The sequence below is a fragment of the Pseudomonas sp. RIT-To-2 genome, from assembly GCF_029623465.1.
GTDB lineage: Bacteria > Pseudomonadota > Gammaproteobacteria > Pseudomonadales > Pseudomonadaceae > Aquipseudomonas > Aquipseudomonas silvicola.
In genome coordinates, this window is record NZ_JAPYKM010000029.1 from 44,978 (window position 1) to 69,655 (window position 24,678).

Genomic DNA, 24,678 nt, shown 5'->3' on the forward strand with positions numbered 1-24,678 from the left:
GGCAACACCATGCAAACTCGTGAAGACATCTTCAATACCCTGCGCGACGCCCTGGTCGAACTGTTCGAACTGGAACCCGAGCGCGTCACCCTCCAGGCCAACCTGTACCAGGACCTGGAAATCGACAGCATCGATGCGGTGGACCTGATCGACCACATCAAGCGCAAGACCGGCAAGAAGATCGCCGCCGAGGAATTCAAGGCCGTGCGCACCGTCGATGACGTGGTTGAAGCCGTGTACCGCCTGGTCAACGCCGCCGCATGAAGCAACTGATTGGCCTGGGCCTGTTGCTGGCCGGCCTGCTGTACCCCTTCGCGGTGTATTTCGGCATGGAGCACTTCGCCCCCTGGCAATTCGGGCTGCTGCTGGGTTGCCTGTGGCTAGGCCGCGCCCTGACCGGCGAACGCCGGGCGGCGAACCTGTGCATGGCGGTTGCGGCCATCGGCTTCTGCCTGCTGCTGGCGGCGTTCGACAACCCGCGCCTGTTGCGCTGGTACCCGGTGTTGATCAGCGCCTGCCTGCTGGCACTGTTCAGCCTCAGCCTGCGCTACGGCATGCCGGTGGCCGAGCGCCTGGCACGGCTGCGCGAACCAGAGCTGCCGCCAGTGGCTGTCGCCTATACCCGCAAGGTAACCCAGGCCTGGAGCCTGTTTTTCCTGGCCAACGGCCTGATGGCCGCGGCGCTGACCCTCTGGGCACCGCTGAGCTGGTGGACACTGTACAACGGCCTGCTCGCCTACGGCCTGATGGGCCTGCTGTTTGCCGCCGAGTGGCTGATTCGACAACGCGTGAGAGGCCGTGCATGAACTGGATTCCCCTTGAGCACCTGCTGCTCGAGCAAGGCCCGAACCGCCAAGTGACCTTTGCCCCGGCGCTCGACCGCCAGCAACTGCGCGGTCAAGCGCTGGCCCTGGCCGCAGGCCTGCAGGCCAGGGGCGTCAAGCGCGTGGCCATTTACCTGGAAGATGCCGGCGAGCTGGCCATCGCCTTGCTCGGTGCCTGGCGCGCAGGCGCGAGTGTACTGCTGCCTGCAGACCTGCAACCCCAGACGCGACAACGCTGGGCTGCTGACGTCGACTTATGGATAACCGACGCCGAAGCACCCTTGGCTGAGCTATACGCCGATCCATTGCCGGGCACCGCCCTGGATCTGGACCTGACCCGTCTGAGCCTGTGTACCTCCGGCTCCAGCGGTGCGCCCAAGCGTATCGACAAGACCCTGCGCCAGCTTGCCAATGAAGTGCAGGCCCTGGAAACCTTGTGGTCTGCCGACCTGGGCGACGCCTGCATGATCGGCAGCGTCGCTACCCAGCACATCTATGGCCTGCTGTTTCGCGTGCTGTGGCCGTTGTGTGCCGGGCGGCCATTCCTGCGCCGGCAATTGCCGTTCACCGAAGACCTGCAGCGCCATAGCCGCGAGCATGGCGAATTTGCCTGGGTGACCAGCCCGGCGTTGCTCAAGCGCATGGGTGACAACCTCGACTGGGCCGCCATGAGCGCGGTCAAGCGCGTGTTCTCTTCCGGCGGCGCGCTGCCGGAGCAGGCCGCCAGTCAGTTGGCCGAGCGCATCGGCCAGCGCCCCACCGAAATCCTCGGCAGTTCGGAAACCGGTGGCATCGCCTGGCGCCAGCGCGACAGCCTGTGGCAGGCGTTCGCCGACATTCGCCTGAGCCAGAACACCGAAGGCGCCCTGTGCATCGAGTCGCCTTACCTGCCGGCCGGCCATGTGGAACACACCGCCGACGCCGCCGAATTTGCCAACGATGGCCGTTTCACCCTGCTGGGCCGCCTGGACCGCATCGTCAAACTGGAAGAAAAACGCGTCTCCCTGCCCATGCTGGAACAGGCGCTGCTGGAACACCCCTGGGTGCAGGACGTGCGCCTGGGCGTGGTCCAGGGCGCCCGCGCCAGCCTGGGCGCCCTGCTGGCCCTGAGCGATGAAGGCCTGGCTGCCCTGCAGACCGGCGGCCGGCGCGCCCTCACCGAACAACTGCGCCAGCACCTGAGCGGCCACTGCGAAGCGCTGGCCCTGCCACGACGCTGGCGCCTGCTGCGCCAACTGCCCTTCAATAGCCAGGGCAAGCTGCCCCAAGCCCAGGTGGAAAGCCTGCTGCAAGCACCGCGGCCCAAGGTCCCGGAGATTGTCAGCCAAGGCCAGGAAGGCGATGAGTGGCACCTGCAACTGACCGTCCCGGTGGACCTGGCCTTCTTCAGCGGCCACTTCCCCACCGCGCCGGTGCTGCCAGGCGTGGTCCAGGTGGACTGGGCCTTGGCCCTGGGCCAGCAAGCCCTGCCACTGCCGCCCCGCTTCGCGGGCATGGAGGTGCTGAAGTTCCAGCAACTGGTGCGCCCCGGCGACCCACTGGCGCTGACCCTGCGCTACGACGCCGAGCGCGGCAAGTTGCACTTCGCCTACCGTCACAACGGCAAGCCCTGCTCCAGCGGGCGCATTCTGCTGGAGCCTGACCATGCATAAGCCTTGCGCCGTGATCCCGGTGTACAACCATGAGCTGGCAGTGCCCGCGGTCGTCGCCGAACTGCTCGACGCCGGCCTGCCCTGCGTGCTGGTGGACGATGCCAGCAGCCCGGCCTGCGCAACCGTGCTGCAACAACTCGCCTGCACCGAACAGGTGTGGCTGGTGCGCCTGCCGGTCAACCAGGGCAAGGGCGGCGCGGTCATGGCCGGTTTGCGCGAAGCCGCGCGGCTGGGCTTCAGCCACGCCCTGCAAGTGGATGCCGACGGCCAGCACGACCTGCAGGACATCGCCCGCTTCATCGGCGAGTCTCGCGAACATCCTCAGGCGCTGGTATGCGGCTACCCGCGGTACGACGCCAGCGTGCCCAAGGGTCGTCTGTATGCCCGATACCTCACCCATGTATGGGTGTGGATCAACAGTCTGTCGCTGCGCATTCCCGACTCCATGTGTGGCTTTCGCGTGTACCCGCTGCTCGCGACGCTGAGGTTGATCAACCGCGTGCAACTGGGCCGGCGCATGGATTTCGACCCGGAAATCCTGGTACGCCTGGCCTGGCAGAACCAGCCCATGCAATGGCTGCCCACCAAGGTGCATTACCCTCAGGACGGCCTGTCGCATTTTCGCCTGTTCCATGACAACGCACTGATCTCCAAGATGCACGCCAAGCTGTTCTTCGGCATGCTGCTGCGCCTGCCATTGATTCTCTGGCGCCGGTGGTTGCCGTGAGCGACCGCCAGCACTGGGCCGCCCATCAGGAGCGCGGCAGCTTCTGGCTGATGAAGCTCACCGCCTTTGGTGTGAAGGTACTGGGCCGGCGCCTGCTGAGCCCGATCCTGTACGGCATCGTGTTCTATTTCTTCCTGTTCGGCCGCCAAGCCCGTCGCAGCGCCTGGCAGTACCAGCAACGCCTGGCCACCTGGTCGGCGCAACCGCGCCTCCAGCCTGGGCACTGGCGGGTGTTCCGCCAGTTCATGGCCTTCGCCGACTCGCTGCTGGACAAGCTCGACATATGGAACGGCAAGCTGGCCATCGACCAGATCGAAATCGTCGATCCGGCCCTGCTGCGCACCCAACTGCGCGGTAGCCGTGGGCAGATGCTGGTGGGCGCGCATCTGGGGAACCTGGAAGTGTGCCGGGCCCTGGCCGAGCTGGGCGAGCAGGTAACCATGAACGTGCTGGTGCACACCAAGCATGCCGAACGCTTCAACCGCCTGCTGGGCGAGGCCGGCGCCAGTCACTTGCGGCTGATCCAGGTCAGCGAACTGGACCCGGCCATCATGCTGCAACTGAGCCAGCGCCTGGACCGTGGCGAGTGGCTGGCCATCGCAGGCGACCGCGTACCGTTGCATGGCGGCCGCCATGTACGGGTGGACTTTCTCGGCCACCCGGCCGCGTTCCCGCAAGGGCCATGGCTGCTGGCCGGGCTGCTCAAATGCCAGACCAACCTGCTGTTCTGCCTGAAGAGCAACGGCCGCTACCGGGTGGTCCTGGAGCCCTTCGCCGAGGCCATTCAATGGCGGCGCAGCGAGCGCGACCAGGTCATTGCCCACTGGGCCGGCCGTTACGCCGAGCGCCTGGGCCATTACTGCCTGCAGGCGCCGCTGCAATGGTTCAATTTCTACCCTTTCTGGAAGACCGATGACGACTCCACTGCTTGAGCCGGTAACCTTTGGCGAACACCCCCTGAGCATCGAAGCGCTGCTGGCCGTGGCCAACCGCCAGGTGCCCAGCCGCCTGCAGGACGATGCCGCCTACCGCGAACGCATCGCCAATGGCGCGCGTTTTCTCGACTCGCTGCTGGACAAGGAAGGCGTCATCTATGGCGTGACCACCGGTTACGGTGACTCCTGCGTGGTGGCCGTGCCGCTGGAGCATGTGGAGGCGTTGCCGCGCCACCTGTATACCTTCCATGGCTGCGGCCTGGGCAAGCTGCTGGGGCCACAGGCTACCCGCGCCGTGTTGGCCGCCCGACTGCAGTCGCTGTGCCACGGCGTGTCCGGGGTGCGCATCGAACTGCTGGAGCGCCTGCATGCCTTCCTTGAGCACGACGTGCTGCCGCTCATCCCCGAAGAAGGCTCGGTGGGCGCCAGCGGCGACCTGACCCCTCTGTCGTACGTGGCCGCCACCCTGTGTGGTGAACGCGAGGTGCTGTGGCGTGGCGAGCGCCACAGTGCCCTGGCGGTACACCGCGAGCTGGGCTGGGAGCCGCTGGTGCTGCGGCCCAAGGAAGCCCTGGCACTGATGAACGGTACGGCGGTGATGACCGGCCTGGCGTGCCTGGCCTACGCCCGTGCCGACTACCTGCTGAAACTGGCGACGCGCATCACGGCCCTCAACGTGGTGGCGCTGCAAGGTAACCCCGAGCACTTCGACGAGCGCCTGTTCGCCGCCAAGCCGCACCCAGGGCAGGTTCAGGTGGCCGCATGGCTGCGCCAGGACCTGGCCATCGACGCCCCCACCGCGCCGCTGCACCGCCTGCAGGACCGCTACTCCCTGCGCTGCGCCCCCCACGTGCTGGGCGTTCTGGCCGACAGCCTGGGCTGGTTGCGCGGTTTCATCGAGACCGAACTCAACAGCGCCAACGACAACCCGATCATCGACGCCGAAGCCGAACGGGTGCTGCATGGCGGCCATTTCTACGGTGGCCACATCGCTTTCGCCATGGACAGCCTGAAGAACCTGGTGGCCAACGTCGCCGACCTGCTGGACCGCCAACTGGCACTGCTGGTGGACACCCGCTACAACCACGGCCTGCCCAGCAACCTGTCCGGCGCCAGCGCCGAGCGGGCCATGCTCAACCATGGCTTCAAGGCCGTGCAGATCGGCGCCAGCGCCTGGACCGCCGAGGCCCTGAAGAACACCATGCCCGCCAGCGTGTTCTCGCGTTCCACCGAATGCCACAACCAGGACAAGGTGAGCATGGGCACCATCGCCGCCCGTGACGCCCTGCGCGTGCTGGAACTGACCGAACAAGTGGCCGCCGCCACCCTGCTGGCCGCCCAGCAAGGCGTGTGGTTGCGCGGCCGGACCACGGATGCCCGCCCACTACCGCCCGCCCTGGCCGCCATGCACCGGCAACTGGCTGAAGACTTCCCGCCGGTCATCGAAGACCGTGCCCTGGAAGGCGAACTGCGCCTGTGCCTGACCCGCATCACCGACCAACACTGGAGGCTGCATGCGTAGTCAAGGTGCACTGCACGCCGACACCGAGATACTGGTGCCGTTCTTCGACGTCGATACCATGCACGTGGTGTGGCACGGCCACTACGTGAAGTACCTGGAAGTGGCCCGTTGCACGCTGCTGGACCAGCTCGGCCACACCTACAACCACATGCTCGAATCCGGCTACGCCTGGCCGGTCATCGACCTGCAACTGCGTTACGTGCGCGGCGCCGTGTTCGGCCAGCGTCTGAACGTGCGCGCCAGCCTGGTGGAGTGGGAGAACCGCCTGAAGATCAATTACCTCATCAGCGATGCAGCCACCGGTGAACGCCTGACCCGCGCCAGCACCGTGCAGGTGGCTGTGGACATCACCACCCGCGAAATGCAGCTGGCCTCGCCGAAGGTGTTCATCGACGCCGTGCAGAGGTGCCTGCCATGCGCCGACTGATCCAGACCCTGGCGCTGATGCTGGTGGCCCTGCATGCCCAGGCGTTCGACCTGCACGAACTGAGCACGCAGATGGCCAAGCCCGCTGTTGTACGCGGCCCGTTCGTCCAGGAAAAACACCTGCGCGCCCTGCCCATGCCGCTCACCAGCCAGGGCAATTTCGTCCTCGCCCGCGACTTCGGCCTGCTGTGGCTGCTCAAGACACCGCTGCAACAGGACTACCGCATCAGCCCCAAAGGCATTGCCCGCCGCGACGCCCTGGGCTGGCAAATGCTGCCTGAGCGCAACGCCGGCAGTGAGCAGAACCGCCTGTTCTTCGCCGTGCTGCAAGGCGATACCAGTGCCCTGGAGCGTGACTTCGAGCTGCAACTGAGCGGCGACAGTCAGCATTGGCAATTGGCGCTGACGCCGCGTTCGCTTTTGCTCAAGCAGATCTTCACGCAGATCCGCATCAGCGGCGGGCCGTACGTGGAGCGCATCGAACTGAGCGAGACCCAGGGTGACAGCACCGTGCTGCGCATGCCCCAGAGCACCAGCGCAATGACCCTGACCGACGCGGAGCGCAAAGATTTTGTTCAATGAACGGCAACTGCCGCGCCTGTTCCTGCTGGTACTGCTGGCGGTAGTCGCGCTGGCGGCCTGGCAGTGGCACGGCCCCTCGCCGCTGTCGGCCAACCTCATGGAACTGGTGCCCGGCGGCGCTCCGGATGCCCTGGAACAACAGGCCGAACAGCGCATGCAGGAGCCGCTGAACCGCGAGTTGCTGGTGCTGGTGGGCCATGTAGACAAGCAGCAGGCTATCGCCCTGGCCCAGTCCCTGGCCAGCAAGTGGCAAGCCAGCGGGCTGTTCGAAAAAGTGCAATGGAACCTGCAGGCCGACCTGCCTGCGCTGCGCGAGGAACTGCTGCAAGGGCGCCTGTCGATGCTCGGCAACGCCGACCGTGAACAACTGGTCAGCCACCCTGACGACTTTATCCAGCAACGCCTGCGCAGCCTGTTCGACCCCTTCGCCGGTTTCAGCCTGGTGGCCAGCCAGGACGATTGGCTGGGCCTGACGGCACGCATCCAGAACAGCCAGCCGCACCACGGCAGTGTGCAACTGGACATCGGCAGTGGCGCGCTGCTGGCCGAGGCCGATGGCAAGCACTGGGTGCTGCTGCGTGCCCGCACCCTGGGTGATGCCTTCGACATGACCCTGCCGCTGAAGGTCGACGACCTGCTGAGCGCCGCCCGCACCCAGGCCGCCACGGCCAACGGCCAATTGCTGGCCGCCAGCGGTCTGCTCTACGCCGCCAACGGCCAGCGCCAGGCCTCGCGGGAAATCGCCTGGGTGGGTGGCGGGGCCACGGTCGGTATTCTGCTGTTGCTGCTGCTGGCATTCCGACGCTGGCGGGTGCTGCTGGCCTTTGTGCCAGTACTGGTGGGCATGCTGTTTGGTACCACCGCCTGTATTGCCCTGTTTGGCCACCTGCACGTGATGACCCTAGTGCTGGGCTCCAGCCTCATCGGTGTGGCCGTGGACTACCCGCTGCACTACCTGTCCAAAGCGTGGAGCCTGCGCCCCTGGCGCAGCTGGCCGGCGCTGCGCATCACCCTGCCCGGCCTGAGCCTGAGCCTGGCCACCAGTTGCATCGGTTACCTGGCCCTGGCGGCCACCCCGTTCCCGGCGCTGACCCAGATCGCCGCGTTTTCCGCCGCCGGCCTGGTGGGCGCCTACCTGACCGCCGTGTGCCTGCTACCGGCATTGCTCAAGGGCGTGGACCTGCAGCCCGCCCAATGGCCGCTGGCGTTGGCCCAACGCCTGGTAAACCTGCGCCAGGCCTTGCTGGCCCGCGTTGCGAGCCCCTGGTTGCTGGGCCTGCTGCTGGCATTCTGCGCAGGCGGCCTGTGGCAACTGACGGTCAAGAACGACATTCGCCAGTGGGTCGGCGCACCGCCGCGGCTGCTGGAAGAAGCCCAGGCCGTGGCGCGGATCACCGGTTACCAACCCACCAGCCAATTTTTCCTGGTGCAGGGCGCCGACGCCCAGCAGTTGCTGGCGCGCGAAGAAGCCCTGGACGCGCGCCTGGACGCGCTGGTGTCGATGAACAAGTTGCAGGGCTACCTGGGGCTGAGCCAGTTGCTCAACACGCCGGCCGAGCAACAGCAATTGCGCGACGCCCTCGGCCGGTTGCCCGAACACTGGCAGCCGCTATTGGCCCTTGGCGTACCGCAAGCCGCCTTGCGCGCAGAACTGGACCATCTGCAGGCGCTGCCTGATCAGAGCATCGACCAGGCGCTGGAAGGCCCGATCAGCGAGCCATGGCGGCCGCTGTGGCTGGGCGCCAACCCCCATGGCGTGGCGGCCATGGTCAGCCTGCAAGGGCTGACCAACAGCACCTTGCTGCAGGTGGTGGCCCAGGGCCTGCCCGGGGTGAAGCTGGTAGACCGTCTGGGCGCGTTGAATCAGGTATTCGCCGCTACCCAGGTCAGTGCAGCCGAGCTGAAGCTGTTGTCCTGCGTGCTGATCGTGCTGCTGTTGGTGCTGCCGTTCGGCCTGCGCGGGGCCTTGCGCATCGTCGCACTGCCGTTGTTGGCGGCCCTGTGCAGTCTGGCAAGCCTGGGCTGGCTGGGGCAACCGCTGACGTTGTTCAGCCTGTTCGGCCTGCTGCTGGTCACGGCCATCAGCGTCGACTACGCCATCCTCATGCGTGAACGCATCGGCGGTACCGCGGTGAGCCTGCTGGGTACGCTGCTGGCCGCCGCCACCACCTGGCTGTCGTTCGGCCTGCTGGCGGTGTCCAGTACGCCGGCGGTGAGCAACTTCGGCCTGTCGGTAAGCCTGGGGCTGGGGTTCAGCTTCCTGCTGGCGCCCTGGGCCGGCAGCCACGCCAAGGAGGCTCAGGCATGATCATCGCCTGTTTCTGGTTGCTGATCTTCGCCCTGTTTGCGCTGGCTACCCGGCTGGGTAGCCTGCTGGGCCTGATCCCGGTGGTCAGCCAATTGCTGCTGGCCACATTCGGCCTGCCACTGTTGATGGGGCTGTGGATCGAACCTCATTGGCAGCTCGACGGCGCCGCGCTGATTGCCCCCAGCTGGCTCAAGGCGCTTTACAGCCTGAGCTTCGCCCTGCTGCTGGGGCATATCCTCGGCGATGTGGGCCAGGCCCGGGTGGACAGTCAGAGCCTGAAGATCGCCCTGCCCAGCTTTGCCGTGCCCTTCGCCTGCGGTCTGGCCTGTGCGCACTGGCTGCTGCCGGCGCAACCGTGGCTGAGTACCCTGGCGGTGGGCCTGGTATTTGCCATCACCGCGATCCCGGTGCTGTACCTCTACCTGCGCCACATCGATTACCCGCCAGCGGCGCTGAGCCGGATGATTCAGGCGGCCATCGCCATCGACCTGGCCTGCTGGAGCCTGTTCGGCCTGGGCCAGGGCAGCCTGCACCTGAGCAGCCTGGCACTGCCGCTGCTGGGGGCCTGCGCGCCGTTGCTGCTGTTCGCCCTGCGCCTGCGCCAACCGTGGCCGTATGGCGCGCTGTTCCTGGCGCTGCTGGTAGCGGCCGAACACTACCGCCTGAACGCGCTGATTTTCGGCATCGGCTACCTCTTGTGCCTGAAACGCCTCAAGGTCGAGCTGAAACTGCCGCTAACTCCTTTCCTGGTCAAGACCGTGCAGAACGGCCTGGCGATACCGCTGATCATGACCTTCGGCATCATTCAGATCGACGTCCACGCCGCCCTGCAAGGCCTGGGCTGGCTGCCGCTGTGCGCTCTGCTGGCGCTGCCCATCGCCAGCAAGGTACTGGGCAACTGGCTGGGGCTGCGCTGGGCCACGCCGTCGTTCCCGGGCGCCAGCCGCTGGCGCGAGAGCCTGCTGCTGAATATCCGTGGCTTGAGCGAGATCGTCTTTCTCAACCTGCTGCTGCAACAACAACTGATCAGCCCGGCGCTGTATTTCGCGCTGATGCTGATGGGCCTGTTCGCCACGCTGCTACCGGCGCTGGCAGGCCTGCCCCGTATTCCACTGACAACTGCTCAACCTGCAAGGAGGCACCATGCCGAACACTGAGATGGAACAACGCCAGGTAGTGGTGATTGGCGCTGGGCCGTCGGGTGCCATCGCTGCCGCCCTGCTCAAGCGCCGTGGCCACGATGTGCTGATCATCGAGCGCCAGCAATTCCCGCGTTTTTCCATCGGCGAAAGCCTGCTGTCGCACTGCATCGACTTCATCGACGAAGCCGGCATGCTCGACGCCGTGCAGGCCGCTGGTTTCCAAGTGAAGAATGGCGCCGCCTTCGCCTGCGGCGGTGAGTACAGCGCTTTCGATTTCGGCGATACCTTCAGCAAGGGCCGGCCCACCACCTTCCAGGTACAGCGCGCCGACTTCGACAAGCTGCTGGCTGACCAGGCCGAACGGCAAGGAGTGGAAATCCGCTACGAACACGAGATCATCAATGCCGACGTCAGCGCTGCGCGCCCGGTGCTGCAAGCCCGCCGCCCGGACGGCAGCGAGTATGCCGTGCAGGCCGACTTCGTCCTCGACGCCAGCGGCTACGGCCGTGTGCTGCCACGCTTGCTCGACCTGGAAGCGCCATCGAACTTCCCGGTGCGCAAGGCTGTGTTCACCCACATCGAAGACCGCATCGACTGCCAGGGCTTTGACCGCAACAAGATCCTCGTCACCACCCACCCCGAGCATCGCGATGTATGGTTCTGGACCATCCCGTTCAGCAACGGCCGTTGCTCCCTGGGTGTGGTTGCCGGCGCCGAGCGTTTCGAAGGTCACGACGACCTGGACGCTTGCCTGAAAAGCTTCGTGGCCCAGACCCCGAGCCTGGCCAAGGTACTGCAGTACGCCGAGTGGGACACTCCGGCGCGCACCATCGGTGGTTACTCGGCCAACGTCAAGGCGCTGCACGGCCAGGGTTATGCCCTGTTAGGCAACGCTGCCGAGTTCCTGGACCCGGTGTTCTCCTCGGGCGTGACCATCGCCATGCGCTCGGCGAGCATGGCCGCCGGGCTGCTGGACCGTCAGCTGCGTGGCGAGGCGGTGGACTGGCAAGGCGAGTTCGCCGAACCGCTCAAGCGCGGTGTCGATACGTTCCGCGCCTATGTGGAAGGCTGGTACGACGGCAGCTTCCAGGACGTGATCTTCCACCCTGGCAGTTCACCCGAGATCCGCGCCATGATCAGCGCCATCCTGGCCGGCTACGCCTGGGACACGCGCAACCCCTTCGTTGCCGAGCCCAAGCGGCGCTTGCGCATGCTGACGGAAATCTGTGCGCGGGTGCCGGCATGAGCGGCCCATACCTCAGCGACAGCTACGTGGAGGAAACCCGCTTCGGCTTCTGGTTCCTGCGCAGCCATACCTGGCAGCATCACGTACTGCGTGTAGCCATCAATGACCTGCGCAGCCTGTTCAGCGAGCCACTGCCCAGTGCCCCTGTGGTGCTGGATGCCGGTTGCGGGCAGGGCAAGTCCTTCCAGTACCTGAACAAGGTGTTCAACCCTGGCCACCTGCTGGGCAGCGACGCCGACCCGCACAGCGTCGCGCTCAGCCGCCAGGAAGCCACGCGCCTGGGCCTGAACGCCGAGGTGCGAGGCGCCGACTGCGCGCACTTGCCTTACGCCGACGCCAGCGTCGACCTGCTGTTCTGCCACCAGACGTTTCACCACCTGGTTGAGCAGGAACAGGCCCTGGCCGAGTTCTACCGCGTGCTCAAACCCGGTGGGTACCTGCTGTTCGCCGAATCCACCGAGGCCTACATCGACACCTGGGTGATCCGCTGGCTGTTCCGCCACCCCATGCATGTGCAGAAAAGCGCCGCCGGCTACCTGACCATGATCCGCCAGCAGGGCTTCGAATTCGGACCGCGAAACGTCTCCTACCCTTACCTGTGGTGGAGCCGCGCCAAGGACTTCGGCCTGTTGGAACGCCTGGGCATCCGCAAGCCCAAGCCCTTCGGCCAGCGTGAGGAAACCCTGGTCAACGTGGTCGCGCGCAAGCCGCTGGGTGCTCAACCATGAAACGCCTGCTGTGGCTGGCCTGTGCCCTGCTGCTGAGTGCCTGCGCCAGCCGCCCGCCGCTGCCGGCGCAACTGCCCGCCCTGGCGCTGCCCTTGCAACTGCACGTACAGCGCCAGCAGGGTGAGCAACGTCAGGACTGGTTGCTGGTGGTGCAGCAACTGGACGGCGGCCTGCGCTGGTCGATGATCGACCCGCTGGGCATTCCCCTGGCGCGGCAACGGCTGGTCGATGGCCAGTGGCAAGCCGACGGTCTGCTGCCACCCAACCCCGAGGCCCGTGAGCTGTTTGCCGCCCTGCTGTTCGCGCTGACCGATGACCAGCAACTGGCCACCTTGTACCCGGCGGCCACCGCCACCGCCAGCGACCGCCAGCTCGGCCAGCGCTGGCATGCCCACTACCGGTCGCGCAACGATCTGACCCTGGACCTGGAGCACGGCCTGCACTACCGGATAAGCCCCTTGCCTACCGAGGTATCCCCGTGACCGCCTACCTGAACGCGCTGGGCGTGGTATGCGCCCTGGGCCGCGACCAGGCCGAAGTAGCCAGTGCCCTGTTCACCGGCGCCAGCCCCGGCCTGCGCCTGCAGAGCGGCTGGGTACCGGACCGTACGCTGACCGTGGGCGCCGTGCCCGGCGAACTCGCCCCCCTGCCGGCGCATCTGGCCGGCCTGCAAAGCCGCAATAACCAGTTGCTGCTGGAAGCCGCCGTGCAGATCGAAAGCCAACTGCGTGCCGCCGTGCAGCGCTACGGGGCCGACCGTGTGGGCGTGGTGATGGGTACCAGCACCTCGGGCATCGAAGAGGCCAGCCAGGGTATCGCCACCTACTTGCGCGACGGCCAGTTCCCCGCGGGCTACCTGTATGACCAGCAAGAGTTGAACGCACCGGCGGACTTCCTGGTGCAATGGCTGCAACTGACCGGCCCGGCCTATGTGATTTCCACTGCCTGCACCTCCAGCGCCCGGGCACTGATGAGCGCCCGCCGCCTGCTGGACATGGGCCTGTGCGACGCCGTGGTGTGCGGCGGCGTGGACAGCCTGTGCAAGCTGACCCTCAATGGCTTCAGCGCACTGGAAGCGGTGTCCGACCAGCGCTGCAACCCTTTCTCCGCAAACCGCAGCGGCATCAACATCGGCGAAGCCGCCGCCCTGTTCCTCATGACCCGCGAACACCAGGGCGTCGCCCGGCCCGTGGCGCTGCTGGGGGCCGGTGCCAGTTGCGACGCGCACCACATTTCCGCCCCGGAGCCCAGCGGCCGGGGCGCCGTCGAGGCCATGACCAAGGCCCTGCGCCAGGCGGGCATCGAGGCCCGTCAGGTGAATTATCTGAACCTGCACGGCACCGCCACCCAGCACAACGACGCCATGGAGAGCCATGCCGTGGCCCGGCTGTTCCCCGGCGGGGTGCCTTGCTCGTCCACCAAACCCTTGAGCGGCCATACCCTTGGCGCCGCCGGTGCGCTGGAAGCGGCCTTCTGCTACCTGAGCCTGCAAGCCGATACCTTGCCGCCCCATGTATGGGACGGCCAGGCCGACGAACAGTTGCCACCCCTGACCTGGGTGCAGCCGGGCCAGCGCCTGGAACCTTTGCCCCAACGCCACCTGATGAGCAATTCGTTTGCCTTCGGGGGCAACAATGTCAGCCTGATTATTGGAGACGCCCCATGATTGCCTGGCCCGTCGCCGAGCTACTGCCCCACGCTGGCGACATGATCCTGATAGACCACGTCGAACGCTTCGACGAAGACAACATCCACACCCACGTCACGGTGCGCGCCGGTGGCCTGTTCAACCGTGAGGACGGCAGCCTGCCGGCCTGGGTCGGCGTGGAACTGATGGCCCAGACCGTCGCCGCCTACGCGGGCTGCCGCGCGCGCCAGAACGGGCAGCCGGTGGAAATGGGCTTTTTGCTGGGCACTCGAAAGTTCGAGTGCAACGTCGAACACTTCCCCGTCGACAGTGCCCTGCAAATCCACGCCCTGCGCTCGCTGGAAGACGAGAGCGGCATGGGCGTCTTCGAATGCCATTTAAGCGGCCCCGGCATCCAGGCCAGCGCCCGCCTCAACGTTTACCGCCCGCCCCAGGCCGAACAGTACCTGGGCCAGGCACAGGAGCCTGCACATGTCTGAAACCATTCTGGTCACCGGCTCGAGCCGCGGCATTGGCCGCGCCATCGCCCTGCGCCTGGCCCAGGCCGGCTTTGACCTGGTGCTGCACTGCCGCAGCGGCCGCCCCGAGGCCGAGGCCGTCCAGGCAGAAGTTCAGGCCCTGGGCCGTCAGGCCCGGGTGCTGCAGTTCGACGTGGCTGACCGCGCCACCTGTGCCCAGGTGCTGCTGGACGACGTGGAAACCCATGGCGCCTACTATGGCGTGGTGTGCAATGCCGGCCTGACCCGCGACGGCGCCTTCCCGGCGCTGAGCGAAGAAGACTGGGACCTGGTGATGCGTACCAACCTGGACGGTTTCTACAACGTGCTGCACCCGGTGATGATGCCCATGATCCGCCGCCGCGCCCCGGGGCGCATCGTTTGCATTACCTCGGTATCAGGCCTGATCGGCAACCGCGGGCAGGTCAACTACAGCGCATCCAAAGCTGGTGTGATCGGTGCTGCCAAAGCCCTGGCCATCGAGCTGGGCAAGCGCAAGATCACCGTCAACTGCGTGGCCCCCGGCCTTATCGACACCGCCATGCTCGACGAGAATGTGCCGGTGGACGAACTGATGAAAATGATCCCGGCCCAGCGCCTGGGCACGCCGGAAGAAGTAGCGGGGGCAGTCAACTTCCTGATGTCCGCCGAGGCTGGCTACATCACCCGCCAAGTGCTGGCCGTCAACGGGGGCCTGTGCTGATGAAGCGCGTCGTCGTCACCGGCATGGCCGGTATCACCTCCCTGGGCAGCGACTGGGCCAGCATCGCCGGGCAGTTCGCGGCCAACCGCAGTGGCATTCGGCGCATGGATGAATGGGACCGGTTCGAAGAGCTGAACACCCGCCTGGCCGGCCCCATCGATGACTTCAAGGTGCCCAGCCACTGGACCCGCAAACAGCTGCGCAGCATGGGCCGTGTGTCGCGGCTTTCGGTAGCGGCGGCAGAACAGGCCCTGGCCGACGCCGGCCTGCTGGGCGACCCGAGCATTCGTGACGGGCGCATGGGCGTGGCCTGTGGCTCGTCCACCGGTAGCACCGATGAGATCAAGGCGTTCGGCAACATGCTGCTCAACTCGGTGGCCGAGGGCCTGAACGCCAACTCCTACGTTCGCATGATGCCCCACACCACCGCGGCCAACATCAGCATCTTCTTCGGCCTGACCGGGCGCCTGATTCCCACGTCCAGCGCTTGCACCAGCGGTAGCCAGGGCATCGGCTATGCCTACGAGGCCATCAAGTTCGGCCGCCTGCCGTTGATGCTCGCCGGTGGCGCGGAAGAACTGTGCCCTACCGAGGCCATGGTATTCGACGCCCTGTATGCCACCAGCCTGAAGAACGACGCCCCGCAGAGCAGCCCGCGCCCCTATGACAGCGGCCGCGACGGCCTGGTGATCGGCGAAGGCGGCGGCATGCTGGTGCTTGAGGAACTGGAGCACGCCTTGGCCCGCGGCGCGCATATTCATGCCGAGATCGTCGGCTTCGGCAGCAACGCCGACGGCCAGCACACCACGCGCCCGGAGCAGGCCACGATGCGCCGCGCCATGGAGCTGGCCCTGGAAGATGCCGCATTGGCGCCCCAGGCCATCGGCTACGTCAACGGCCACGGCACCGCTACCGAACAGGGCGATATCGCCGAAACCCAGGCTACCAGCAGCCTGTTTGGCCCACGCATGGCCATCAGCTCGCAGAAGAGCTTCCTGGGCCACACCCTGGGGGCCTGTGGGGCTCTGGAGTCCTGGTTCAGCATCGAGATGATGAACCGCGACCAGTACGTGCACACCTTCAACCTGGACGCCGTCGACCCGCTGTGCGGTGAACTGGACTACCTGCGTGGCGGCTTCCGCGCCATGAGCAATGAATACGTGATGAACAACAACTTTGCCTTCGGCGGCGTCAACACCTCGCTGATCTTCCGCCGCTGGGCCTGATTTTTCATGAAACCTGGAGAAAATGGAATGTCTTCCATGCTACGCCTGCTGCTGGTCGTGCTGATGCTGGCCAGCGTCACCGCCTGCACCAATCGCAAGTTGATTACTCCTGACCGCGCCGTCCCAGTGACATTGAACACCAGCAAGGAGCAGGTCAAGCAGGCCATCCTCAGCACCCTGAGCGCCCGCAAGTGGACCGTGGAAAGCATCGGCCCCGATGTGATCCGCGCCCAGGTGAACGTGCGGGAAAAGTACAGCGCCACGGTCGACATCGCCTACGACGCCAACCACTACCGCATCAACTACCGCGACAGCCAGGAGCTGAGCTACAGGGACGGCAAGATCAACCGCAACTACAACCGCTGGGTGATCCTGCTGGACCGCAGCATCATGCGCAAACTCAAGGGTGAACAACGCGACGCGCAGACCGAACGCGACGTGGCCGAGCTGCAAGGCACGGCTGCCACCCACTGATTTCATACCCCGTAAAAGGAAAGACACCATGTACATCAAACACTGGGCTGCCGCCGCTACCGTGGCCCTGCTCGCACTGCCCGGCATCAGCCAGGCCCGTGACACGCAGTTGTACCTGCCGTTCCAGAAAGTAGTCGCGCAGATGACCGCCGAAGGCAAGATCGATGGTTCGGTGAAGTACTACCTGGCGGGCAACCAGCCGCGTGGCAAGGTCACCGTGGTGAGCCCGAATGCCATCACCAACAAGAAGACCAACGCCTTCAACAAGTCCGACACCGAAGCCTGTGAATGGGCCTTGCAGTCGGCCATCCTGACCCTGGATTCAGCAGCGAAGAAAGTCGGCGCCAACGCCGTGACCAATATCGTCAGCTACTACAAATCCAATGCCCACGCCGATGCCAACAACTATGAATGCCATGCTGGCGCATTCATTGGCGGCGTAGCGCTCAAGGGTGATTTGAGCAAGGTGCAGTAAGCCCTGCCGTACCAACCGCCGCCAGGACGCGTCCCTGTCAGACCTTTATGGAAGTGGCCGCAAGGCCGCGTCGGCGGCACACCCGATTCAGAGGCGCGGTGCCTGCCTGAGCAGGCCCGCGCCCTGCGGTCAGAGCTGGAAGCGCCCCACCATGTTCTTCAGGTCATGGGACAAGCCTGACAGCGACTGACTGGCTTCATCAATCTGCCCCGCCCCTTCGGACGTCTGGATAGACAGGTCGCGAATGTTGACCAGGTTGCGGTCAATCTCGCGCGCGACCTGGGCCTGTTCTTCCGAGGCGCTGGCGATGACCATGTTGCGCTCGTGAATCAGCGAGATCGCCGCAGCGATTTCGTCCAGGGCGGTGCCGGCGGTCTTGGCGGTGTCCAGTGTGGACAGGGCCTGGTCGTTGTTGGCCTGCATGGTTTCCACCACCTTGGCGGTACCCTGCTGGATGGCAGCGACCATCTGTTCGATTTCCTGGGTTGAGGTCTGGGTGCGGCCAGCCAGCGCCCGCACTTCATCGGCCACTACCGCGAAACCACGGCCCGCCTCGCCCGCACGGGCCGCCTCGATGGCAGCGTTGAGGGCCAGCAGGTTGGTCTGCTCGGCTACCCCACGAATCACATCGAGGATCTTGCCGATATCCTGGGAGTGAGCCGCCAGTTCCTTGACTTGCTCGGAGGCATCTTCCACCCGCTTGCCCATGCGCTGGATGGCGGTGATGGTGGTATCGACACGCTCGCGGCCCAGTTGCGCGGTCTTGGTCGAGGCGCTGGAAGCATCGGCGGTGGACACGGCATTGCGCGCCACTTCTTCCACCGCGGCGGTCATCTCGTTGACGGCGGTGGCGGCCTGCTGGATCTCGGCGTTCTGATTGTTCAGGTCACCGGAAGTCTGGTTGGTGATGGCGGTCATTTCTTCCGAAGCGGCCGCTAGCTGGTGCGACGAATCACCGATCAGGCGCAGGGTATCGATCAGGCTTTTCTGCATGTTGACCAACGACTTCAGCAGGTCGGCAGCCTCATCCTCACCCTCGACATTGATGCGCCCGGTGAGGTCGCCCTTGGCGATACGCCCGGCAGCGGTGACCGCCTCTTCCAGCGGTTTGACGATGCTGCGGGTCAAGGTCCAGGCGAGCAGCACGGTCAGCAGGAAGACAATGGCCAGCACGGCGATAGTGGTCTGTATCGCGGTCTCATAACGGGCCTTGGCCGCCGTGGTGTAGATCCCCGATTCCTGCAGGTTGATCTTCACCAGCTCGTTGAACAGGTTGCCGGTCTGATCGGACAGGTCCTGGATCGGGCCGTTGAGCAGCGCCAGCATGCCCTGGGTGTCGCCCTGGTCCGAGAGCGCCTGGTAGCGCGTCAGTTGCTCCTGATAACGGGAGACCACGCTCTGCATCTGCGTGAACTGTGAGCGCGCCGCTTCAGGCACGATCGGGGTGTAGCCCTGCAGTGCCTTGTCCAGTTCGCCACGCAGGAACGTCATGCGGTCCAGCGCCGGGCGCAGCACGGCCGGGTCACGGTTGAGCATCAGGCGAAAGGTGAGTACGCGAATGCCCAGGGAGTTGTCACGAATGCTGCCCAACCAACGCGTGCCGGCATGGGAAACCTCTTCGGTATGAATGACCGCCTCACGCATGTGCGTGATCTGGTTCATGGAAAACAGACCGAAGCCCAGCATCAGCAGGCTGATCAGGCCAAAGCTGAGGAAAGCACGGGTTGAGATGCGCAGCTGACGAACGTTCATAGGGGCTCCAGGAGGATAACTCGCTCTGTAGTCATCGGCCTGGCGCACTGCAACTTGAACGTACCGTTCCGACCATTTGTTAACGGCTTGACTGCCGCGTCACGATGTCGACAAAAGCCTTGGCCATCGCGGATGTATTGGCTTTGCGTTGCACCAGCCACACCGACGTCACCGCCTCGGGGTCTAGCAATTTGCGGTATACCACCCCCTCGATGCGCATGGACTGGTAAGAGGCCGGCAGCACCGACACCCCCAGGCCCGCCGACACCAGGCCAATGATGGTCATGGCCTCGCCTGCCTCCTGGGCGAAGTGCGGGCTGAAGCCAGCCTGGGTGGCCAGGCTGATCAACTGCGCGTACAAGCCGCTGCCATAGCTGCGCGGGAAGAACACGAACGGCTCCTCGGCCAGGGCATTCATGTACAAGCCCTCTTCACTGCCCTGGGCCAGGGGGTGGTCGGCATTGAGCAGTGCTACCAGAGGCTCGCTGAACAGTTCTACCCAGGTCAGCGAATCAGGCAGTGGCAACGGGCGAATCAGCCCCACCTCGATGGTCTCATCCACCAATGCATCGGCCACGCCCTTGCTGCTCATTTCTTCGAGGTTCAGGTGCACGGCCGGGAAGGCTTGGCGAAACGCGTAGATCGCCTTGGGAATGCCTGAATTGAACGGCGCCGATGAGGTGAAGCCGATCTTCATCTCCCCCAGCTCGCCCAACTGCGCACGCCGGGCCACGTTCGCGGCCTTGTCGACCTGCGCCAGCACCAGCCGCGCCTCTTCCAGGAACAATCGCCCCGCTTCACTCAGCGCCACCCGACGGTTGGTACGTTCGAACAGCCGCGCCCCTACTTCTTGTTCAAGCGCCTGGATCTGCTGGCTGAGCGGCGGTTGGGAGATGCCCAGCAACTCTGCTGCACGGCCGAAATGCAGCTCTTCGGCCACAGCAATGAAGTAACGCAGGTGTCGCAGTTCCATGGCGCCCTCGATTAGGTCGTAAAAGCTATCAAACAGGTCGAACAATATATTGGAAAGAATGATTAGCCAGCTATAAGCTTTTTCCTACCTTCTTTTCGGTCGCACCCTGCCGAGGCCCCGCGTGAAAACTGCCGCTGCACCCCAGCATCAAGCAATACCCCCTACCGCCCTCGCCGACGTCGCCGCGCACCTGAGCGAGGCCTACATAGAGAAAGGCACGCCGCTGTTCATGCGCACCGTGCTGGCGCTGTTCTCCGGTGGTTTCGCCACCTTCGCGCTGCTGTACTGCGTGCAGCCGATGATGCCGATCCTGTCCCACGAATTTGGCATCAATGCCGCGCAAAGCAGCCTGATTCTGTCAGTGTCCACCGGCATGCTGGCCATCGGACTGCTGATCACCGGGCCTATCTCCGACGCCATTGGCCGCAAGCCGGTGATGGTCTTCGCGCTGTTCGCCGCAGCCCTGTGCACCCTGGCCAGCGCCTTGATGCCCACCTGGCAAGGCGTGCTGGTAATGCGGGCCCTGACGGGCCTGTCCCTCAGTGGCCTGGCGGCCGTGGCCATGACCTACCTGAGCGAAGAGATCCACCCCCAGCACATTGGCCTTGCCATGGGCCTGTACATCGGTGGCAACGCCATCGGCGGCATGAGCGGACGCTTGATCAGCGGCGTGCTGATCGACTTCGTCAGCTGGCACACAGCGATGCTGGTCATCGGTGGCCTGGCGCTGATCGCCGCCCTGGTGTTCGTGAAAATCCTCCCGGAGTCGCGCAACTTCCGCCCGCGCAAAATGAACCCGCGCGGCCTGCTGGAAGGCTTCACCATGCACTTCAAGGACGCCGGCCTGCCGTGGCTGTTCCTCGAAGCCTTCCTGTTGATGGGCGCCTTCGTCACCCTCTTCAACTACATCGGCTACCGCCTGCTGGCCGGCCCCTACCACATGAGCCAGGCGCTGGTGGGCTTGCTGTCGGTGGTGTACCTGGCGGGCATCTACAGCTCGGCCAAGGTCGGCGCCCTGGCCGACCAGCATGGCCGGCGCAAAGTGTTCTGGATGAGCATCACGCTGATGTTCGCCGGCCTGCTGGCCACCCTGCTCAGCCCGCTGCCGGTGATCATCATCGGCATGCTGATGTTCACCTTCGGCTTCTTCGGCGCGCACTCGGTGGCCAGCAGCTGGATCGGGCGGCGGGCTACCAAGGCCAAGGGGCAGGCTTCATCGCTGTACCTGTTCAGTTATTACGCGGGGTCCAGCGTGGCGGGAACCTTGGGCGGGGTGGCTTGGAACTATGGCGGGTGGAATGGGGTTGGGGCGTTTATCGGGGTATTGCTGGTGGTGGCGTTGATGGTAGCGGCGCGGTTGGCGAAGTTGGCACCGTTGGGGCTGGGCAAAGCCTGATTGGAAAGTTGTGCGTCGGCCGTGTAGCAGCGGACCCGGCCGCGTTGGCGGCACATGCGGTGTACCTGATGCGGCCAGGTCCGCCGCGGCTCGCGCGAGCCTTGTAGCAGCAATGTCCTGGCGTTTAGCGAGTGACCAGCATACGCCGCAGAACCGGCTTCCCCACCGCTTCATGCTTGACCACCGCCAGCACATGCAACGCCACCAGCAGCCCCAGCAGCACATTGCAGCCTGCGTGCAGGGTGTGGAAGCGGTGATCCCACTCGGGGTCAAGGATGGGTTGCGGCAGGGTCAGCCAGTCGAACACCTGGATGGGCCGGTTCATCATCAGCACCCCGGTCAGCAGCACCAGGGCGGTGACGGCGTAGATGACGTTGTGGATAACCCCGGCCACCTGTTCGCCCGGGCGGTGGCCGTAGCGGCGTACATGCGCCAGACGCAACCAGGTACGCAGGGCGAACACGGGAATGAACAAGATCGACAGGGAAACGTTGAGACCGGCGATGGTCGCCTTGAAGCCCGGGGTGACGTCCAGCAGCATCACCGAGAAGCCCATCACCAACGCCCAGAGGATGAACGCTGCCGACAGCCAGTGCAGCAGCACCTGGACCGGTGAATAGATTTTCGATGCCATGATTAGGCCACCTTTTTTGCGGAGACGGAATGCTACCGCAAATGCCAGATGGAAATGCTTCTTGATCGTGAATTTTTATGACGCCCGTACCAAGAACGCCCGGCATGGGCCGGGCGTTTTTGATTTCAGGACGCGCTTACTGGTGGTACTGCGCCGAGAACTCGTGCACCGCGTTGATGAAGGCGCCAGCATGCTCCGGGTCCACTTCCGGGGTGATGCCGTGGCCCAGGTTGAACACGTGGCCCGTGCCGTTGCCGTAGCTAGCCAGAATGCGCGCCACTTCAGCGCGGATGGCTTCGGGCTTGGCGTACAGTACGGTCGGGTCCATGTTGCCTTGCAGGGCCACCTTGTTGCCCACGCGGCGACGGGCTTCGCCCAGGTCGCACGTCCAGTCCAGGCCCAGCGCATCGGCGCCAGCGTCGGCGATGCTTTCCAGCCACAGGCCGCCGTTCTTGGTGAACAGGATGACCGGCACCTTGCGGCCTTCGTGTTCGCGAATCAGGCCGCTGACGATTTTCTTCATGTAGGCCAGGGAGAACTCCTGGTACGCCGCGGCCGACAGGTTGCCGCCCCAGGTGTCGAAGATCTGCACCGCCTGGGCGCCAGCCAGGATCTGGCCGTTGAGGTAGCTGGTGACCGACTGGGCCAGCTTGTCCAGCAGCAGGTGCATGGCCTGGGGGTTGTCGTAGAGCATGGCCTTGGTCTTGCGGAAGTCTTTCGACGAGCCGCCTTCGACCATGTAGGTGGCCAGGGTCCAGGGGCTGCCCGAGAAGCCGATCAGCGGCACGCGGCCGTTGAGCTCGCGGCGGATGGTGCTGACGGCATCCATCACGTAGCCCAGGTCCTTTTGCGGATCGGGGACAGGCAGGGCTTCGATGTCGGCCAGGGTGCTGACCACTTTCCTGAAGCGTGGGCCTTCACCGGTCTCGAAGTACAGGCCCTGGCCCATGGCATCGGGGATGGTGAGGATGTCGGAGAACAGGATGGCCGCATCCAGCGGGTAGCGCTCCAGCGGTTGCAGGGTGACTTCACAGGCGAACGCCGGGTTCATGCACAGGCTCATGAAATCACCGGCCTTGGCGCGGCTGGCGCGGTATTCAGGCAGGTAGCGACCGGCCTGACGCATCATCCACACCGGGGTGACGTCGACAGGTTGCTTGAGCAGGGCACGGAGGAAACGGTCGTTCTTCAGGGCAGTCATGGGAGCATCCGGCAGATAAGTGCCGGCATTTTCCCAGACTGGAACGCAAAAGGCACGGCGTGGGCCGTGCCTTTTATCTATCGGGGCGATTTGTGGGACCGGGCGAAGCTCGGGAAGGCCGCCCCGCGGAGTCACTGGGACTGCGTGATGCCTGTTTCCCGAACTTCACCCGGTCCCACAGGGGGCATCACACTTCCAGGTAGTCCAGGATACCTTCGGCGGCGTTGCGGCCTTCGAATATCGCCGTTACCACCAGGTCCGAACCGCGGACCATGTCGCCGCCGGCGAAGATCTTCGGGTTGCTGGTCTGGTGCTTGAACTTGCCTTGTTCCGGGGCAACCACGCGGCCCTGGCTGTCGGTCTGGATGCTGAACTGCTCGAACCACGGCGCCGGGCTTGGGCGGAAACCGAAGGCGATGACCACAGCGTCGGCCGGGATGATCTCTTCGGAACCGGGGATCGGCTCGGGGCTGCGACGGCCACGGGCATCAGGCTCGCCAAGACGGGTCTCGACCACCTTCACGCCTTCGACCTTGTCTTCACCGACAATGGCGATGGGCTGGCGGTTGTAGAGGAACTTCACCCCCTCTTCCTTGGCGTTCTTCACCTCTTTGCGCGAGCCCGGCATGTTCGCTTCGTCACGGCGGTAGGCACAGGTAACGGCCTTGGCGCCCTGGCGGATCGAGGTGCGGTTGCAGTCCATCGCGGTGTCGCCGCCGCCCAGTACCACGACCTTCTTGCCTTTCATGTCGACGAAATCTTCCGGCGACTTTTCAAAGCCCAGGTTGCGGTTGACGTTGGCGATCAGAAAGTCGAGTGCGTCGTGCACGCCCGGCAGGTCTTCACCCGGGAAGCCGCCCTTCATGTAGGTGTAGGTGCCCATGCCCATGAATACGGCATCGTATTCTTCGAGCAGTTGCTCCATGGTCACGTCCTTGCCCACCTCGGTGTTCAGGCGGAACTCGATGCCCATGCCGGTAAAGACTTCGCGACGATTGCTCAGCACGGTCTTTTCCAGCTTGAACTCGGGGATGCCGAAGGTCAGCAGGCCACCGATTTCCGGGTTCTTGTCGAACACCACAGGGGTCACGCCGCCGCGCACCAGCACGTCGGCACAGCCCAGGCCGGCAGGGCCGGCGCCGATGATGGCGACACGCTTGCCAGTCGGCTTGACCTTGGACATGTCCGGGCGCCAGCCCATGGCGAAGGCGGTGTCGGTGATGTACTTCTCCACCGAACCGATGGTCACCGCGCCGAAACCGTCGTTCAGGGTGCAGGCACCCTCGCACAGGCGGTCCTGCGGGCACACCCGGCCGCACACTTCAGGCAGGGTGTTGGTCTGGTGCGACAGTTCGGCGGCGGCCAGGATGTTGCCCTCGGCCACCAGCTTCAGCCAGTTGGGAATGAAGTTGTGCACCGGGCACTTCCATTCGCAATACGGGTTACCGCAACCCAGGCAGCGGTGGGCCTGGTCGGCCGACTGCTGGGGTTTGAAGGGTTCGTAGATTTCCACGAACTCTTTCTTGCGCTGACGCAACAGTTTCTTCTTCGGATCCTTGCGCCCGACCTCGATGAACTGGAAGTCATTATTCAGACGTTCAGCCATT

The 24,678-nt window shown here is 65.0% G+C and carries 25 protein-coding genes; 20 read left to right on the top strand and 5 right to left on the bottom strand.

What is annotated here, in order from left to right:
• The first annotated feature begins 9 nt into the window (after nucleotides 1-9).
• Genes QBK88_RS22300 through QBK88_RS22390 form a run of 19 tightly spaced genes read left to right on the top strand, consistent with a single transcriptional unit; the run spans nucleotide 10 to nucleotide 17,115 of the window.
• A complete protein-coding gene (locus QBK88_RS22300) occupies nucleotides 10-264 on the top strand; it encodes an acyl carrier protein (RefSeq protein WP_268145981.1) in 255 nt (84 codons plus the stop codon).
• Nucleotides 261-806: a hypothetical protein gene (locus QBK88_RS22305; protein ID WP_277963745.1), complete on the top strand. Its 546-nt coding sequence runs from the start codon at nucleotides 261-263 to the stop codon at nucleotides 804-806. Before QBK88_RS22300 ends, QBK88_RS22305 begins: the two co-directional genes overlap by 4 nt.
• Entirely contained in the window at nucleotides 803-2,476 is a 1,674-nt protein-coding gene (locus QBK88_RS22310; RefSeq protein ID WP_277963746.1) for an acyl-CoA synthetase family protein, read from the top strand. The genes QBK88_RS22305 and QBK88_RS22310 overlap by 4 nt, the downstream gene beginning before the upstream one ends.
• On the top strand, nucleotides 2,469-3,203 hold the full coding sequence (locus QBK88_RS22315) for a glycosyltransferase family 2 protein (protein WP_277963747.1): 735 nt from the start codon (nucleotides 2,469-2,471) through the stop codon (nucleotides 3,201-3,203). The genes QBK88_RS22310 and QBK88_RS22315 overlap by 8 nt, the downstream gene beginning before the upstream one ends.
• Nucleotides 3,200-4,135: an LpxL/LpxP family acyltransferase gene (locus QBK88_RS22320; protein WP_277963748.1), complete on the top strand. Its 936-nt coding sequence runs from the start codon at nucleotides 3,200-3,202 to the stop codon at nucleotides 4,133-4,135. Before QBK88_RS22315 ends, QBK88_RS22320 begins: the two co-directional genes overlap by 4 nt.
• Nucleotides 4,116-5,660, top strand: a complete 1,545-nt coding sequence (locus QBK88_RS22325) for an aromatic amino acid ammonia-lyase (protein ID WP_277963749.1) — start codon at nucleotides 4,116-4,118, stop codon at nucleotides 5,658-5,660. The genes QBK88_RS22320 and QBK88_RS22325 overlap by 20 nt, the downstream gene beginning before the upstream one ends.
• Nucleotides 5,653-6,087 (top strand): acyl-CoA thioesterase, encoded by a 435-nt coding sequence (locus QBK88_RS22330; RefSeq protein WP_268145986.1) that lies wholly within the window; start codon nucleotides 5,653-5,655, stop codon nucleotides 6,085-6,087. Before QBK88_RS22325 ends, QBK88_RS22330 begins: the two co-directional genes overlap by 8 nt.
• Nucleotides 6,075-6,668, top strand: a complete 594-nt coding sequence (locus QBK88_RS22335) for an outer membrane lipoprotein carrier protein LolA (protein WP_268145987.1) — start codon at nucleotides 6,075-6,077, stop codon at nucleotides 6,666-6,668. The genes QBK88_RS22330 and QBK88_RS22335 overlap by 13 nt, the downstream gene beginning before the upstream one ends.
• On the top strand, nucleotides 6,658-8,976 hold the full coding sequence (locus tag QBK88_RS22340) for a hypothetical protein (protein ID WP_277963750.1): 2,319 nt from the start codon (nucleotides 6,658-6,660) through the stop codon (nucleotides 8,974-8,976). The genes QBK88_RS22335 and QBK88_RS22340 overlap by 11 nt, the downstream gene beginning before the upstream one ends.
• On the top strand, nucleotides 8,973-10,133 hold the full coding sequence (locus tag QBK88_RS22345) for a sodium:proton antiporter (RefSeq protein ID WP_268145989.1): 1,161 nt from the start codon (nucleotides 8,973-8,975) through the stop codon (nucleotides 10,131-10,133). Before QBK88_RS22340 ends, QBK88_RS22345 begins: the two co-directional genes overlap by 4 nt.
• Entirely contained in the window at nucleotides 10,120-11,364 is a 1,245-nt protein-coding gene (locus QBK88_RS22350; RefSeq protein WP_277963751.1) for an NAD(P)/FAD-dependent oxidoreductase, read from the top strand. Before QBK88_RS22345 ends, QBK88_RS22350 begins: the two co-directional genes overlap by 14 nt.
• Nucleotides 11,361-12,092, top strand: coding sequence for a class I SAM-dependent methyltransferase (locus QBK88_RS22355; RefSeq protein WP_277963752.1), 732 nt, complete (start codon nucleotides 11,361-11,363; stop codon nucleotides 12,090-12,092). The genes QBK88_RS22350 and QBK88_RS22355 overlap by 4 nt, the downstream gene beginning before the upstream one ends.
• A complete protein-coding gene (locus QBK88_RS22360) occupies nucleotides 12,089-12,574 on the top strand; it encodes a hypothetical protein (protein ID WP_268145992.1) in 486 nt (161 codons plus the stop codon). Before QBK88_RS22355 ends, QBK88_RS22360 begins: the two co-directional genes overlap by 4 nt.
• Nucleotides 12,571-13,758 carry a beta-ketoacyl-[acyl-carrier-protein] synthase family protein gene (locus QBK88_RS22365; protein WP_277963753.1) on the top strand — a complete coding sequence of 396 codons (1,188 nt, stop codon included), beginning with the start codon at nucleotides 12,571-12,573 and terminating at the stop codon, nucleotides 13,756-13,758. The genes QBK88_RS22360 and QBK88_RS22365 overlap by 4 nt, the downstream gene beginning before the upstream one ends.
• Complete coding sequence (locus tag QBK88_RS22370) at nucleotides 13,755-14,219, top strand: hotdog family protein (RefSeq protein WP_277963754.1); 465 nt, start codon at nucleotides 13,755-13,757, stop codon at nucleotides 14,217-14,219. The genes QBK88_RS22365 and QBK88_RS22370 overlap by 4 nt, the downstream gene beginning before the upstream one ends.
• Nucleotides 14,212-14,940, top strand: a complete 729-nt coding sequence (gene fabG / locus QBK88_RS22375) for a 3-oxoacyl-ACP reductase FabG (protein ID WP_277963755.1) — start codon at nucleotides 14,212-14,214, stop codon at nucleotides 14,938-14,940. The genes QBK88_RS22370 and fabG overlap by 8 nt, the downstream gene beginning before the upstream one ends.
• The gene (locus QBK88_RS22380) at nucleotides 14,940-16,166 is read left to right on the top strand and encodes a beta-ketoacyl-ACP synthase (protein WP_268145996.1); all 1,227 of its coding nucleotides are present in this window, start codon (nucleotides 14,940-14,942) and stop codon (nucleotides 16,164-16,166) included. The genes fabG and QBK88_RS22380 overlap by 1 nt, the downstream gene beginning before the upstream one ends.
• 27 nt (nucleotides 16,167-16,193) lie before the next feature.
• Complete coding sequence (locus tag QBK88_RS22385) at nucleotides 16,194-16,640, top strand: hypothetical protein (protein WP_268145998.1); 447 nt, start codon at nucleotides 16,194-16,196, stop codon at nucleotides 16,638-16,640.
• A 28-nt stretch (nucleotides 16,641-16,668) separates the two neighbouring features.
• Nucleotides 16,669-17,115, top strand: coding sequence for an excinuclease (locus QBK88_RS22390; protein ID WP_268145999.1), 447 nt, complete (start codon nucleotides 16,669-16,671; stop codon nucleotides 17,113-17,115).
• Between the two features lie 129 nt (nucleotides 17,116-17,244).
• Here QBK88_RS22390 and QBK88_RS22395 read toward each other — a convergent pair whose 3' ends face one another.
• Complete coding sequence (locus QBK88_RS22395) at nucleotides 17,245-18,867, bottom strand: methyl-accepting chemotaxis protein (protein WP_268146000.1); 1,623 nt, start codon at nucleotides 18,865-18,867, stop codon at nucleotides 17,245-17,247.
• A 79-nt stretch (nucleotides 18,868-18,946) separates the two neighbouring features.
• Nucleotides 18,947-19,840: a LysR family transcriptional regulator gene (locus tag QBK88_RS22400; protein ID WP_268146001.1), complete on the bottom strand. Its 894-nt coding sequence runs from the start codon at nucleotides 19,838-19,840 to the stop codon at nucleotides 18,947-18,949.
• A 121-nt stretch (nucleotides 19,841-19,961) separates the two neighbouring features.
• On the opposite strand from QBK88_RS22400, the gene QBK88_RS22405 reads away from it, so the two are divergent.
• Complete coding sequence (locus tag QBK88_RS22405; RefSeq protein WP_445764980.1) at nucleotides 19,962-21,236, top strand: MFS transporter; 1,275 nt, start codon at nucleotides 19,962-19,964, stop codon at nucleotides 21,234-21,236.
• A gap of 124 nt (nucleotides 21,237-21,360) precedes the next feature.
• Here the strand turns inward: QBK88_RS22405 and QBK88_RS22410 are convergent, their stop codons facing one another.
• The 3 genes from QBK88_RS22410 to QBK88_RS22420 form a co-directional block, all read right to left on the bottom strand.
• Nucleotides 21,361-21,870, bottom strand: a complete 510-nt coding sequence (locus QBK88_RS22410) for a cytochrome b/b6 domain-containing protein (RefSeq protein ID WP_277963756.1) — start codon at nucleotides 21,868-21,870, stop codon at nucleotides 21,361-21,363.
• Nucleotides 21,871-22,006: 136 nt separating this feature from the next.
• Entirely contained in the window at nucleotides 22,007-23,071 is a 1,065-nt protein-coding gene (hemE, locus tag QBK88_RS22415; RefSeq protein WP_176569690.1) for a uroporphyrinogen decarboxylase, read from the bottom strand.
• 187 nt (nucleotides 23,072-23,258) lie between these two features.
• Complete coding sequence (locus QBK88_RS22420) at nucleotides 23,259-24,677, bottom strand: FAD-dependent oxidoreductase (RefSeq protein ID WP_158154464.1); 1,419 nt, start codon at nucleotides 24,675-24,677, stop codon at nucleotides 23,259-23,261.
• Nucleotide 24,678 lies beyond the last annotated feature (1 nt).